At 55.6% G+C, this 13,754-nt stretch carries 9 protein-coding genes and 5 tRNA genes; 3 read left to right on the top strand and 11 right to left on the bottom strand.

What is annotated here, in order from left to right; all coding sequences use genetic code 11:
- Position 1: 1 nt before the first annotated feature.
- On the bottom strand, positions 2-1,492 hold the full coding sequence (gene trpE / locus L881_RS0105035; RefSeq protein ID WP_025732621.1) for an anthranilate synthase component I: 1,491 nt from the start codon (positions 1,490-1,492) through the stop codon (positions 2-4).
- 242 nt (positions 1,493-1,734) lie between these two features.
- A complete protein-coding gene (locus L881_RS0105030; protein ID WP_025732620.1) occupies positions 1,735-2,415 on the bottom strand; it encodes a phosphoglycolate phosphatase in 681 nt (226 codons plus the stop codon).
- Positions 2,416-2,736: 321 nt separating this feature from the next.
- On the opposite strand from L881_RS0105030, the gene L881_RS0105025 reads away from it, so the two are divergent.
- Positions 2,737-4,032 (top strand): NAD(P)/FAD-dependent oxidoreductase, encoded by a 1,296-nt coding sequence (locus L881_RS0105025; RefSeq protein ID WP_025732619.1) that lies wholly within the window; start codon positions 2,737-2,739, stop codon positions 4,030-4,032.
- Positions 4,033-4,336: 304 nt separating this feature from the next.
- Here L881_RS0105025 and L881_RS0105020 read toward each other — a convergent pair whose 3' ends face one another.
- Together L881_RS0105020 and L881_RS0105015 are read right to left on the bottom strand one after the other, a co-directional pair.
- Positions 4,337-4,717 carry a carboxymuconolactone decarboxylase family protein gene (locus tag L881_RS0105020; RefSeq protein WP_025732618.1) on the bottom strand — a complete coding sequence of 127 codons (381 nt, stop codon included), beginning with the start codon at positions 4,715-4,717 and terminating at the stop codon, positions 4,337-4,339.
- A complete protein-coding gene (locus L881_RS0105015; RefSeq protein ID WP_025732617.1) occupies positions 4,714-5,697 on the bottom strand; it encodes an aldo/keto reductase in 984 nt (327 codons plus the stop codon). The genes L881_RS0105020 and L881_RS0105015 overlap by 4 nt, the downstream gene beginning before the upstream one ends.
- 48 nt (positions 5,698-5,745) lie before the next feature.
- On the opposite strand from L881_RS0105015, the gene L881_RS0105010 reads away from it, so the two are divergent.
- Positions 5,746-6,687, top strand: a complete 942-nt coding sequence (locus tag L881_RS0105010; RefSeq protein ID WP_025732616.1) for a LysR family transcriptional regulator — start codon at positions 5,746-5,748, stop codon at positions 6,685-6,687.
- 149 nt (positions 6,688-6,836) lie between these two features.
- On the opposite strand, the gene L881_RS0105005 is transcribed toward L881_RS0105010, so the two are convergent.
- From L881_RS0105005 to ttcA, 6 genes are all read right to left on the bottom strand, one after another.
- Positions 6,837-6,913: transfer RNA gene (locus L881_RS0105005), tRNA-Asp, on the bottom strand.
- A gap of 43 nt (positions 6,914-6,956) precedes the next feature.
- Positions 6,957-7,032 (bottom strand) — tRNA-Val (locus L881_RS0105000).
- A gap of 49 nt (positions 7,033-7,081) precedes the next feature.
- Positions 7,082-7,158, bottom strand: a tRNA-Asp gene (locus L881_RS0104995).
- 43 nt (positions 7,159-7,201) lie between these two features.
- Positions 7,202-7,278: transfer RNA gene (locus L881_RS0104990), tRNA-Asp, on the bottom strand.
- A 68-nt stretch (positions 7,279-7,346) separates the two neighbouring features.
- Positions 7,347-7,422, bottom strand: a tRNA-Val gene (locus L881_RS0104985).
- A 138-nt stretch (positions 7,423-7,560) separates the two neighbouring features.
- Positions 7,561-8,580: a tRNA 2-thiocytidine(32) synthetase TtcA gene (gene ttcA / locus L881_RS0104980; protein WP_025732615.1), complete on the bottom strand. Its 1,020-nt coding sequence runs from the start codon at positions 8,578-8,580 to the stop codon at positions 7,561-7,563.
- Positions 8,581-8,709: 129 nt separating this feature from the next.
- On the opposite strand from ttcA, the gene L881_RS0104975 reads away from it, so the two are divergent.
- Positions 8,710-12,672, top strand: coding sequence for a hybrid sensor histidine kinase/response regulator (locus L881_RS0104975; protein WP_025732614.1), 3,963 nt, complete (start codon positions 8,710-8,712; stop codon positions 12,670-12,672).
- Positions 12,673-12,926: 254 nt separating this feature from the next.
- Here L881_RS0104975 and L881_RS0104970 read toward each other — a convergent pair whose 3' ends face one another.
- The gene (locus L881_RS0104970) at positions 12,927-13,589 is read right to left on the bottom strand and encodes a response regulator (RefSeq protein WP_025732613.1); all 663 of its coding nucleotides are present in this window, start codon (positions 13,587-13,589) and stop codon (positions 12,927-12,929) included.
- Positions 13,590-13,754: the final 165 nt, after the last annotated feature.

The raw sequence follows: 13,754 nt of genomic DNA, 5'->3' as shown, positions 1-13,754 counted from the left end.
GCTACTCCTGCCCAAGGTTATCGAGACCCCGCTCAGCCATGGAGGCTGCTCGGAACATTGCACGACGCTTGTTCAGCGTCTCCTGCCATTCATCTTCAGGGTTGGAATCCGCGACGATACCGCCACCGGCCTGAACGTGAAGCTGGCCATCCTTGATGACGCCGGTACGAATGGCAATTGCGGTATCCATATTGCCCTGCCACGAAATATACCCCACCGCGCCGGAGTAGACCCCGCGCTTGACCGGCTCGATTTCATCAATCACTTCCAGCGCACGCACCTTGGCCGCACCTGATACAGTGCCTGCCGGGAAGGTAGCGCGCAGTACATCAATGGGGCCAAGCCCCGGCTTTATCTTGCCGGTAACGTTGGAGACGATGTGCATCACATGAGAATAGCGCTCAATGGTCATGGTATCGGTCAGTTCGACACTGCCATCAACGCTGATACGCCCCACGTCGTTGCGCCCCAGATCAATCAGCATCACATGCTCGGCGCGCTCCTTGGGATCGTTGAGCAGATCCTGCTCCAGCTCAGCATCTTCTTCAGCCGTAGCGCCGCGCTTACGGGTGCCGGCGATCGGACGCAAGGTGATCTCTTCTCCCTCAAGGCGTGCCAGAATTTCCGGCGAAGAACCCACCACATAGTGATCGCCCAGATTGAAGAAAAACATATAGGGAGAAGGATTGAGCGTGCGCAGCGAGCGATAGAGATCAAGCGGTGCGGCATCGAATGCGATGCTCATGCGCTGCGAAGGAACGCATTGCATCAGATCCCCTGCCTTGACGTACTCCTTGATGGTCTCGACAGCGCTTTTATAGCCTTCTTCAGTGAAGCTGGCGAAATAGTCGTTTTCGTCGATATCACGGCCAGTACCCGGACTTTTCAGCGACAGCGTGCGTTCGCGCAGCTGCTGTTCAAGCTCGTCGATACGACGATGCGCCTGCGCCAGTGCATCCGTGGTGGTGGGGTCTACATGGGTCAGCAGCGTTACACGTCCCGACACATTGTCGAAAATCAGTGCTTCTTCACACACCAGCAGCATGATATCGGGCACGTCGATCGGGTCAGGCTTTCTCACTCCCTGCAAGCGCGGCTCAATGTAGCGCACCGTATCGAAACCGAAATACCCCACCAGACCACCGGCAAAAATACCCGCACGCTCAGGTTCGGCCACCTTGCGACGCATTCTGAACTGATCAATCCACGCCAGCGGGTCCTCGACTTCAGTCGCACCGCCCAATTCGTTATCGACATAGTGGCGCACCTTGAAACCGCGCACTTCAATACGCTCACGGCAGGGCAAGCCAATAATCGAATAACGTCCCCACTTGTCACCACCGGTCACCGATTCGAGCAGGAAGCTCCACGGCTCGTCAGCGAGCTTCAGGTAGGTAGAAAGCGGTGTATCAAGATCAGCGAGAATTTCACGCGACACAGGAATGCGGTTATAGCCCTCAGCGGCGAGCTGAGCGAAGTGATCGGCGGTCATCATAAGGGTATCTCTTGGCAACGGTGAATAAGGCAATGGCGGTCATTGAAATAGGGCCGCCGCTCACCATCGCGTCGAATGCGTTTCACGCATTAGGCAGTACGGCTGGCAATCGCAGGACATCGGTTTCCCTATTGATCGACGAAAACATAATAAAACAGCCCGATAAGGCGAACCCAAGAGTACCGCAATCGGTGTCTGAGCACACGGCGAATCTCTGTGCCGGCACGGCTCACGGAGAATTAATCGCTGATCAGCTCGGCCAGCGAATCGACAATCCAGTCAGGCTCGCTTCGCGCGATGGGCTCGCCGTGGTTATACCCATAGCTCACCGCCAGGGTCGCTACTCCAGCCGCCTTCCCCGCACGAATATCACTGCGCGAATCTCCTACCATCAAGGCGTTATCCGCCGCGATATCGAACCGCTCCAGTACGTGCAGCAAAGGGGCTGGATCAGGCTTCTTGCGAGCTAGCGAGTCACCCCCCAGCGCCATGGCAAAATGCTCTTCAATGCCGACGGCCTTGAGCACCGGACCGACGAATTCATTCGGCTTGTTGGTCACCAGTGCCACTATGACCTTCGCCTCCTTGAGCCATTCAAGGAAACGAAGCACCCCAGGGTAAAGCCGAGAGTAGCGGCTCGGTGAATCAGCATAAGCACGAGAGAAGCGCCCCAGCACCTGGCTCAACTCAAGATCATCCACCTGCTGCTCGTCAATTTCATGGGCATCGGCGAGTGCTCGCTTCACCAGCATTTCAGTGCCGTTGCCCACCCAATGACGCGCCTTGCTCTGCCCCGGTGGCACAAGCTGGCTCTGCTCGAAAGCGGTATCGAGAGCAGCCGCCAGGTCAGGGATAGAATCGACGAGCGTGCCATCCAGATCACAGATCACGAGTTGGGTCCGGGCAAGCGCAGGGTGCATAAAGGCTCCTTGACGGCGATAGAAAACGGGTAGTGGCTCCACCCTATCACGCAAGCGGTGAATAGCCACGAGCGTGACAGCGTACCATTTGTCGCCAGGTGGAAATGGCCGAGGGTTATTTTCCTCATAAAAGGAAAGACACTTTCAATAATCAGAAGCAGATATTCCCAAAAACTCCGCAATCCGGGTGTCACGTTCAGCTACCCGACCTGCTAACATGCGATAAATTCCTGTTTAGGGTCTGTTTCCGTTTCGAATAGGCAACGAGATGGCAAGCCCCCCTGATCTTTTCATCGTTGAAGTGAATCCCGAGGAGGCAACATGGCGTTACCCCGTATCGTAGTGGTAGGCGGCGGCGCTGGTGGCATTGAGCTGGCTACCAAGCTGGGCCGCACGCTGGGCAAGCGTAACAAGGCCGACATTGTGCTGATCGACCGTAACCCTACCCATATCTGGAAACCGCTGCTGCACGAAGTGGCGGTGGGCGCCATCGACACCGAGCTGGATCAGGTTTCCTATCTTAGCCACTCGCGTGCCAACGGCTACCGTTTCCAATTGGGCAATTTGAGCGCGCTTGACCGCCAGCAGCAGAAGCTCACCCTCTCGGCCATTACCGATGAAGAGGGAGCAGAGGTGCTTCCTGAGCGTCATTTCGACTACGACTACCTGGTGCTGGCACTCGGCAGTGTCTCCAACGACTTTGGCACGCCAGGCGTAAAAGAGAACTGCTTCTTTATTGATAGCCCCCAGCAGGCCGAGCGTTTCCGTCAACAGATGCTGAATACCTTTTTGCGCACCACCGCCGACGTCAATGCCGATAATGACCTGACCGTCGCTATCGTGGGCGCTGGCGCAACAGGGGTAGAGCTGTCAGCGGAGCTTTATAACGCGATTGATATGCTTTCGAGCTACAACGCCAACGGTTTCTCACGCAGCCGCTTGAAGGTGCATATCATCGAAGCAGCCCCTCGGATGCTACCGGCTCTGGGTGAGCGCATTAGCCAGAATGTTCATCGTCAGCTTGAGTCGCTGGGCGTCAAAATCCATGTGAACACTCAGGTCGCCAAGGCCGACGAGCATGGTTTCGAAACAGCCCAAGGCGAGCGTATTGATGCCGACCTGATGGTATGGGCCGCCGGGGTGCGTGGCGCTGACCTGCTCTCAACCCTTGGGCTTTCTACCGAGCGCAACAATCAGATCAAGGTCGAGCCGTCGCTGGTCAGCATTGATGATCCCCGAATTTTTGCCATTGGTGACTGTGCAGCCTGCCCGCAGCCCAACGACAAGAGAGTGCCCCCCCGTGCTCAGGCGGCGCACCAAATGTCATCGCACCTGGTCAAAAGCTTCAAACGGCTCCTCAATGGCGGAGAACTGGCTCCCTTTGTCTACAAGGACATGGGATCGCTGGTGTCGCTGTCACGCTTCCAGACCTTCGGCACCCTGATGAACGGCTCCTCGGTGCGTGGGCTTTTTGTGGAAGGATGGCTTGCCAGAATGTCCTACTCATCGCTCTACCGCATGCACCAGATGGCGATCTACGGCTGGCTGCGCACCGGTGCCAAAGTGATTGTTGATCGTCTCAACCGCTGGCTGCGCCCCAAACTCAAACTGCATTAATCGTATTTTCGGCTGGGCAATGAAATGAAAAAGCCACTCTGGTCTAGCAGAGCGGCTTTTTTGTGGGCGTTTGGCTTCTCTCACATGCTGGAATGATATCAGCCCCCATGTTCCCTAAAGATGTTGAAGATCACATTCCAAATACGACCTGCCAAGCAACTGAATACGGAGAATTATCATCAATAGCGACTTATTATCGCTAACTGTGATTTTTCCTCGACTACGACGCAGGAAGTGTGCCTCTTATTCAGGAAACATCTTGCGGGGTATTCATCTGCTTTTCCTTATCCTATAAAGATATTTATCAAGTCGTTGCAAATGCCTTCCGTGCGGAAGCAACTGCATTAATCGCGGCAGGAATGCCTGCATAGACGGCGACCTGGTAAATAATTTCGATGATCTCCTCGCGGGAGACTCCGGTGTTGAGTGCTGCTCGCATATGAAAATCAAGCTGGCCCGGCGTGGTGCCCATGGCAGCCAGCATGGCGACGGTGAGCATTTCTCTACAAGGAAGGCTGAGCCCAGGACGTGAGACAACATCGGCAAATGCAAAGCCGAGCAGCAGTTCTATGGCATCTCTATCCAGGGCATCGAGATTATCGGCTACCTTTTCAGGGGCACCTTGTTCCAGCTGGTTTAGCAGTGCCAAGGCGCTTTCCCGCCGGCTGGAGGAGGAAGCTGTCATGTGTTTACTCCCTTCATTCCTTCAGGGGTATACCGCTCTCCCATGACAGGAAGCTGCTCAATGGCGGCTTCCAGTGCAGCACTTTCGGACTCGGATAACGTGATTGCCGAGACCTGGGCATTCTCTTCGAGATACTTCAGACGCTTTGTTCCGGGAATAGGCACAATGTGATCCCCCTTGGCCAGCAACCAGGCCAGTGCCAACTGCGCTGATGTGCATCCTTTCTCTCGGGCCATATCTGCGATGACATCAGCAATACGACGATTGGTGCCAATGGCCGATTGGGCAAAACGCGGCAAGCTGGCCCGGAAGTCACCACCTTCGAATTCTCTATCTTCCTGAAAGCGGCCGGTCAGGAATCCTCGTCCCAAAGGAGAATAGGGAACAAATCCGATACCCAACTCCTGACAGGTCGGCAAAACATCGGCCTCCACACCGCGCGTCCAGAGCGAATATTCGGTCTGAACTGCCGTGATGGGGTGAATGGCATGCGCCCGCCGAAGTGTCTCTTCACTGACTTCACAAAGTCCGATCCGGGCTATCTTGCCTTCTTTGATTAGTTCGACCAGCCCTTCCATGGTCTCTTCGATAGGATGATGAGGATCGACTCGGTGCACGTAATAAAGGTCAATCTGTTCCACGCCCAAACGTCGTAATGATGCTTCGCAACAGTGACGTGCATAAGTCGCACGGTTATTGAGATCACGTTTGTATTCGTTGGGCTTGCGAACAATCCCGAATTTGGTGGCAACCTTGATACTGGCACTGCTGTGGCGAAGAAAGTCGCCGATCAGTTGCTCATTGTGATGAGGCCCATAGATGTCGGCGGTATCAAAAAAATTGATGCCGAGTTCTACGGCTCTCGCCAATACGTTCAATGACTCCTCATCATCCCTGGGGCCATAGAATTCACTCATCCCCATACACCCTAACCCGATGGCTGATACTTCCAGATCAGCTCCTAGTGTTCTTTTCTGCATGACGGTTTTCTCCTGCGATGGTCAGCGCTACAGTGACATAATCCATTAATGAAAAAACCGGAGAAAAATAAAAACGTGGTTTCCAAAAATGAAAACAAGACGACACAAAAACTCATCTGGGATGATATCGCTGTATTTCTGGCTATCGCCCGTCACGGGACACTAAGCGCGGCCTCTCTTCGTATGGGTACGGGAATTGCCACACTCTCAAGACATATTGATCGGTTGGAGAAAGCGCTGGGCGTACCGCTGTTCCTGCGTCAGCAAAGTGGCTACACCCTTACCAGGGAAGGCTGTGACCTCATTGAAAAAGCGGAGGCAATGGAATCTGCTGCCCTCGCCCTGACATCCGATGCGCATTTCTCGGAACAGGTATCAGGGACTGTGCGGCTGGCGACGGCTGAAAATCTTGCCACCGGGCTTATTCTTCCCAATCTGACCAAATTTCAAGCGACTCATCCGAATATATTGGTAGAAGTCATCACCAATATATCCACCGTCAATATCCATCGACATGAAGCGGATTTAGCCATTCGGATGGTGAAACCTCAGCGAGGTAACGTTAGTTTTCGGCGGCTTGGCATCATGGGCTACGGCCTGTATGCCAGCATTGATTATATCCGTAGGCAATCGAGTTCAGCAGAGTATGGTAGCCATGAAAACGCTGCCTTCATTGCCTGGTCGGATATGTTCGCCCATCTTTCCGCTGCTCAATGGATAGAACGCATATTGAGGGGCAGGCGCCCTTCCCTGGTCACCACTTCACTGACCGCACAAATTTCTGCCGCAACGGCAGGGCTGGGGATGGCCGTACTACCGCACTTTGCTGCGCGGAATGCAGGGCTTGTCTGTGTTGATTCAGATATTGGCGTAGATCAACCCATTTATCTGGTTATTCAATCGGATCTGGCCCAGTCGCGCCGAACGAGAGCTGTCGCTGATTTTCTCAGTGAGCTGATTATTGATAACCGGGAAGTTCTGGAAGGCTGAGGGGTATCAAGAGCTAAACAAGGCTGCCCTTCTTCTGCCACCTCTGATGTTGTTTAGAGGCGCGTAGATACCAGGCCAACAAATTTCAGGCATAAAAAAACGCCTTGCGGCGTCTTGGGAGTAACGGAGCATTCATTTCCGTTAAAAAGTGGCGGACCGGACGAGACTCGAACTCGCGACCTCCGGCGTGACAGGCCGGCATTCTAACCAGCTGAACTACCGGTCCACTGTTTGATGGTGCTGTTCAGGCGCTCCATCACACTGATATGTGGTGGGTGGTACAGGATTCGAACCTGTGACCCCCTGCTTGTAAGGCAGGTGCTCTACCAACTGAGCTAACCACCCAATATGTAAGCTGTGCTTCATTTGACAGCGTACAAGAAGAAAGGCTGTATGGCGGACCGGACGAGACTCGAACTCGCGACCTCCGGCGTGACAGGCCGGCATTCTAACCAGCTGAACTACCGGTCCGAATCAAACAACGCTCCTTTTACTGCTCTATCACTTCACAGAATGGCGGACCGGACGAGACTCGAACTCGCGACCTCCGGCGTGACAGGCCGGCATTCTAACCAACTGAACTACCGGTCCGCAATGTACTGCGTGTGATACCACAACCCTATGAAAAAGCTCATCCCGAAGAACTTATGCTTTAACAATGGTGGGTGGTACAGGATTCGAACCTGTGACCCCCTGCTTGTAAGGCAGGTGCTCTACCAACTGAGCTAACCACCCGTTACCCGTGTCGTGTGGCTGCGCATTCTACCTATACCCCCATGAAAGTCAAACACTTTTCTTCATCAGGTTAAGACAGGATGCGCGAAGGTGATGCTTAGGCGTTTCTCGCTGCCCTGACCGCCGGAATGAACACGATCAGCGCACCACCTTCCATTCCAGCAGTTCGTTGCCGTCGCTTACCGACGTCACGTCGATACGGTCTCGCTGACGCCGTTCACGTTCGGCTTCCAGCCCCTTGAAGTCGAACAGTTCGCGGTCGCCTAGTTGCGAAGGTGCCACGTTGGTCACCGCCTTGAACATGGTCTCGATACGCCCCGGGTGAGCACGCTGCCATTCGTTCAGCATATCCTTGACGTTCTGGCGCTGCAGGTTTTCCTGACTGCCGCACAGATTGCAGGGAATAATCGGAAACTCCATGGCGCTGGCGTATTCGATAATCGCCGACTCAGGCACATAGGCCAGCGGGCGTATCACGATATGGCGACCATCGTCTGATAGCAGCTTGGGCGGCATGGCCTTGAGCGATCCACCAAAGAACATGTTGAGAAACAGCGTTTCAAGAATATCGTCACGGTGATGGCCCAGCGCAATCTTGGTCGCGCCAATTTCCTCGGCAAAGCCATACAGGGTGCCGCGTCTCAAGCGTGAGCAGAGTCCGCAGGTCGTTTTTCCTTCCGGCACCTTTTCCTTGACGATGGAATAGGTATCCCGCTCGACAATGTGAAAGCGCAGACCTGTTTCACGCAGATATTCAGGCAGCACATGCTCTGGAAAACCGGGCTGCTTTTGATCAAGATTGACCGCTATCAGCTCAAAGTTGACTGGCGCACTGCTCTGAAGATTGCGCAAAATCTCCAGCATGGTGTACGAATCCTTGCCTCCCGACAGGCACACCATGACGCGGTCGCCCTCTTCGATCATGCCGTAATCAACAATCGCGTTGCCGACCAGACGCCGCAGGCGTTTTTGCAGTTTGTTGAATTCACGTTGCCGCTTGGGCGCGTCAGCATCGCTGCCAAAGTCGGGAGTGCGTAGTGCCGGCGTCTCACTGGCAGCGTCGTTGCGCTCGTGGGAATCGAAGGTATCGCTGGAAGACTCGGCAGTGCCAGCAGCATGGCCGAGCGGCGCATCCTGCGCGGAAGCGTTGGTAGACATGGAAACTCTCTGAATATCGAGATCAAGAAATGGCGCTAATGATACCATTGGCGCCAATAAAGGGTGAAACAGGGCGTGGCTCGCAAGCGTTCATGCACGCGATATCACGCCTGTTGCAAGGGGAAAAGCATGTTTCAGGGCTGGCTATTAAGCGTTATTGCATTTTGCTATATCGCGCTGCTGTTCGTGATTGCCTGGCGCGGTGACCATCGTGCCACGGTGAGCGGTGCTGCGCGTAGAAGACCGATAGTCTATAGCCTGACGCTCGCCGTGTACTGCACCTCCTGGACGGTGTTTGGCGCGGTGGGCGATGCGGCTCACTCCTCTTACGGCATGTTCCCCATCTTTGTTGGCCCCTTGCTGGTGGCACTGCTGTTCTGGCCAGTGCTCAACAAGATGATCCGCGTTGCCAAGCTCCAGAACGTGACCTCGCTGGCCGACTTTATCGCTTCCCGCTATGGCAAGTCACAGGCGCTGGCGGCGTTTACCGGGCTAGCGGCCTTGATCGCCACCCTTCCCTATATTGCCCTGCAAATCAAAGCCATTTCGCTCAGTGTCGATATTTTCACCAACGCCAATGGGTCGCTCGATTTTTCGCTTCGAAACGACACTGCGTTCTACCTCGCACCGCTGCTGGCGCTGTTTGCCATTCTCTTCGGTACGCGCCACACCAACGCTACCGAGCACCATGAAGGCATTATCCAGGCCATTGCCTTCGAATCTATTTTCAAGCTGCTGGTGCTCTTGATTCTAGGCGCCGCGGCGGTCTGGCTGGCGTGGAATGGCAGCCACCTGTTCAGCACACCGGTCGATCCCAGCACCCTGCCCTCAACGTATTCTTCACACAATGCTGTCACTCATCACGACAGCCGTGGCAGTTGGGTACAGGTACTGCTGGCGATGGCCGCCGTGTTTTGCGTACCACGCCAATTTCACGTCACAGTGGTGGAGCATACCCACGAGGATGATGCGCGGCGCGCCCGCTGGCTCTTTCCTGGCTACATGCTGCTGGCGATGCTGTGCCTGTTGCCTCTGACCCATATCTGCCTGGCGCTGTTTGGCAACACTGCAATCGACCCCGACACCTATTTGATGATGCTACCCATCGCGATGGATAGCCATTGGCTGGGGATGCTCACCTTTATCGGCGGTTTTGCGGCCGGCAGCGGCATGGTGGTGATGGCCAGCGTCACGCTGTCGATCATGATCTCCAACGAGGTCATTATTCCGCTGCTGCTGAAGCTGGGGCATTTCGAGCGTGCCGGGCGCGGCTACACCACCTGGTTACTGCGCACACGACGCCTGATTATCGTGCTGGTGATGGCCGCCGCTTATGGCGTCTACAGCGTGATGGGCGCCAGTAGTTCGCTGGCTGATCTCGGCTGGCTATCGCTGGCGGGCCTGGCGCAGCTAACGCCTGCACTGCTGGGAGGGCTTTACTGGAAAAATGCCACTCGCCTTGGGGTCAGCATCGGGATGACGGCGGGGCTTGCCATCTGGGCCTACACCCTGCTGGTGCCATTACTGGTACACGCCCATGTACTGCCTCAACCCCTGCTCTCCGAAGGGCCTTTCGGTATTGGCTGGCTCAGCCCCATTCACCCCTTTGGGATCGCTATCTCTGCGCCGTTCACCCAGGGTGTGATGCTCTCCATAGCGGTCAACCTGTTCTGCTATATCTTTTTCTCGCAGCTTAGCCGTCCGGGCGTAGTGGAGCGCATTCAGGCATCGCTGTTTGTCGAAAGCGCCAGCGTTCAGCCAAACTTCAACCGTCCGTGGGCTGGCACCGCCACCATTGATGATCTGAAGGCGTTGTGCCAGCGCTTTCTCAGCAGCGATCAGGTCGAACGTGCCTTCAACGATTATGCCACCCGCCAGGGCGCTCCCCTGCCGCCGGGAGCACACGCCTCGATTGATGCCATCCAGTTCAGTGAGCGGCTGCTCGCGTCAGCGGTAGGCTCCTCTTCGGCGCGTATTCTGGTCAATTCGGCGCTATCCCATCGCGGCATCGAGCTTTCCGATGTAGTTTCCATCGTCGATGAAGCCTCGCAAGTGCTCGATTTCAACCGTTCACTGCTGCAATCCACGCTGGAAAACCTGCACCAGGGCATCAGTGTTGTCGATCACACTCAGCGGCTGGTGGTCTGGAACCGTCGCTATCTTCAGCTTTTCAGCTTCCCCGATAACCTGATTCGGGTGGGTACTCCCTTCGAGAAGGTCTTCCGCTATAACGCTCAGCGCGGCGAATATGGCCCTGGCGACCCTGAAGAGCACGTTGCCCAGTTGATGGAGAACCTGCACTCGGGCAAACCCCACCACTACCAGCGCTATCGCAAGGATGGCACGGTGCTCGACATTCAGGGCTACCCTATGTCGAGCGGCGGTTTTGTTTATACCTATCAGGATATTACCCAGCAGAAACGCACCGAAGAGGCGCTGATTCGCTCCGAGAGCAACATTCGCATCTACACCGATAATGTGCCCGCGCTGATCGCTTATTTCGATCCCGAGTGCCGCTATCTGTTCACCAACCGCGCCTACGAAACGGTGATGCACATCGACCGTACCGAGGTGATCGGCAAACGCGCCAATGACATCATGTCAGCGCGTGAATGGAAATCCCGCGCGCCCTGGATGCGTCGCGCACTGGCAGGAGAGCGTGTGACCTTCGAGCTATCCATGGATGATCGCGAAGGCGGCATGCGCTATATGCTGGTGACCTACACCCCTCACCTCGGCATCGGCTCGCGCGTGCTCGGCTTCTTCGCGCTCTATCAGGATATTACCGATCGCCGCCTGGCCGAAATGGCGCTCAAGGAGACCAACGAGCATCTGGAAGAGCGCGTCCGCGACCGTACCCGTGAACTCTCCTCGGTGAACGAAGCACTGCGCAATGAGAACGAAGTGCGCGCACAGGCCGAACAGGCGCTGCGGCAGGCGATGCAGATTGCTGAAAGTGCCAACGCCTCGAAAACGCGCTTCCTGGCGGCGGCAAGCCATGACTTGCTACAGCCTCTTAACGCGGCACGGCTGTTTACCTCCGCGCTGACCCAGCGCCTCAGCGAAAGCGAACATTTAAGTACACTCAACCATATCGACTCCTCGCTACAATCCGCTGAAGAGCTGCTGAGCACCCTGCTCGATATCTCCAAGCTGGATGCTGGCGCGCTGACGCCAAAACGTCGCCAGTTCAGTCTTAGCCAGGTTATTACCCCGCTGCAATCGCAGTTCGACGTAATGGCGGGCGAACGGGGGCTGGAATTCCATGTCGTGATGTCACACGCCATGATCGACTCTGACCCTCAAATGTTGCAGCGCATCATTCAGAACTTTATCTCGAACGCCCTGCGCTACACCCAACAGGGCCGTGTATTGCTGGGCTGTCGGCGTCAGGGCGACAGTATCCTGATTGAGGTCTGGGATACCGGGCCTGGCATTCCTGAGTCGAAACAGTCGGAAATCTTCCAGGAATTCCGTCGCCTCGATCAGCAATCCCGCCATCGCGAGAGCGAGAAAGGGTTGGGGCTGGGGCTATCCATCGCGGACCGTATGGCCAAGGTGCTTGAACACTCGCTCAGCCTTCGCTCCGAAGTGGGCCGCGGCACGGTATTTTCACTACGCGTGCCGTGGCTTAAAGGGGTGGTACAGAGTGAAGCTGCCGCTGAACCCAAGCGCCCTACCGCCGCCAACAAGCTGAAGGGCACCAGGGTCATTTGTATTGATAACGAAACCCTGACCCTTGAAGGCATGCGCGCGATTCTGGAAGGCTGGGAGTGCGAAGTGCATACCGCCACCACCATCGGGGGGGCCAAATCGGTGCTGCGCCACCTGCACGGCGCGCCCGATGCCATTCTGGCCGATTATCACCTCGATAATGAAGTTACCGGTTTGATGGCGCTGGATGCCCTTGATGAACGAATGGAAGGCGATGTGCCCGGCATCGTGATTACTGCCGATCGCACTGAGGAAGTCGCGGATTTGGTCAAACGGGCCGGATATCACTTGCTGAACAAGCCCGTGAAACCAGCGGCATTGAGGGCACTACTGACCCGCCTTCTGCAAGCCCAGCGTAACAAGAGCCGCCTGGGGTAGCCGCATTTATCGTGATTGCAGGTTGATTCAGCTGTGCTGCACAGAATGTCGAATCAGCCTGCAAGCGGCCAGCAATCTGAGCGCCACGGATGACTCACGCAAACAGCGGACGATGTGAATGCCAGTGATCGGCACTCCTATCGTCCGCTGTTTAATAACTCGCTGGAGAAGAGCTTTACATAGCGCCCTTCCCCACGCTCAAGAATATGCGCTGATAGCCCGTAAGCTCTTGCGCAATATCAATGCGGCGGCGGTTAGCCTTCGACCTTGGGCGGTTCCAGCTCAAGACGCTGCGCGGCGATCACAGCCTGGGTACGTGAATGAACGCCAAGCTTGCGTAGAATGGCTGTGACGTGGGCCTTGATAGTGGCTTCCGAGACATTGAGATCGTAAGCGATCTGTTTGTTCAAAAGTCCTTCATTCAGCATGTTCAGTACGCGGAACTGCTGCGGCGTCAATGAAGCGATGGCTTCTGCAAAACGAGACTCCTCCTCGTTGGCTTCACCCAGCGCATCAGCGATGTGCTCGGGCAACCACACTTCTCCATCAAGCACCGCGCGAATGGCATCACCAATAACGCTGAGCGAGGCTGACTTGGGAATAAAACCGGAGGCACCGTAATCAATGGCGCGGCGCACGACATGAGGCTCTTCGCTACCGGAAACGACCACCACAGGAATATCGGGCACCTGACCTCGCAACTGAATCAAGCCAGAGAAACCGTGCGCTCCGGGCATATGCAGATCCAGCAGAATAAGATCGGCATCGGAGTGCTGTTGGACGGCTTCGGTCGTTGCCTCCATGGTGTCTGCTTCTACGATATCTGTCTTGTCTACTACATTGGCGAGCGCCTGGGTGAGCGCAGCGCGAAACAGCGGATGATCATCGGCAACAATAAACTTTTGAGCCAGAGCCATAAGGTAATCTCCCAACATCCTGCGACGGCAGCTTTTTTATACACGCTGCTATATTAAATCAACCGATTGGCAACACTTCCCTGATGTGCTGCCACCGCCAGTATTTAGAAAGTAACGATGAATCCAATAACGCCAGCATACCCGCATCAAACACCCCAAAAGCGG

Origin of the sequence: Carnimonas nigrificans ATCC BAA-78 (assembly GCF_000526695.1) — a bacterium.
GTDB classification, from domain to species: Bacteria; Pseudomonadota; Gammaproteobacteria; order Pseudomonadales; family Halomonadaceae; genus Carnimonas; species Carnimonas nigrificans.
This window is presented reverse-complemented; position numbering and strand designations above follow the sequence as displayed.

Excerpts from the sequence above, each read along its gene's own strand:
- trpE (WP_025732621.1), bottom strand. The coding sequence starts at position 1,492 with ATGACCGCCGATCACTTCGCTCAGCTCGCCGCTGAGGGCTATAACCGC.
- ttcA (WP_025732615.1), bottom strand. The coding sequence starts at position 8,580 with ATGTCTACCAACGCTTCCGCGCAGGATGCGCCGCTCGGCCATGCTGCT.
- L881_RS0105020 (WP_025732618.1), bottom strand. The coding sequence starts at position 4,717 with ATGACAGCTTCCTCCTCCAGCCGGCGGGAAAGCGCCTTGGCACTGCTA.
- L881_RS0104970 (WP_025732613.1), bottom strand. The coding sequence starts at position 13,589 with ATGGCTCTGGCTCAAAAGTTTATTGTTGCCGATGATCATCCGCTGTTT.
- L881_RS0105010 (WP_025732616.1), top strand. The coding sequence starts at position 5,746 with ATGAAAAAACCGGAGAAAAATAAAAACGTGGTTTCCAAAAATGAAAAC.
- L881_RS0105030 (WP_025732620.1), bottom strand. The coding sequence starts at position 2,415 with ATGCACCCTGCGCTTGCCCGGACCCAACTCGTGATCTGTGATCTGGAT.
- L881_RS0105015 (WP_025732617.1), bottom strand. The coding sequence starts at position 5,697 with ATGCAGAAAAGAACACTAGGAGCTGATCTGGAAGTATCAGCCATCGGG.
- L881_RS0104975 (WP_025732614.1), top strand. The coding sequence starts at position 8,710 with ATGTTTCAGGGCTGGCTATTAAGCGTTATTGCATTTTGCTATATCGCG.
- L881_RS0105025 (WP_025732619.1), top strand. The coding sequence starts at position 2,737 with ATGGCGTTACCCCGTATCGTAGTGGTAGGCGGCGGCGCTGGTGGCATT.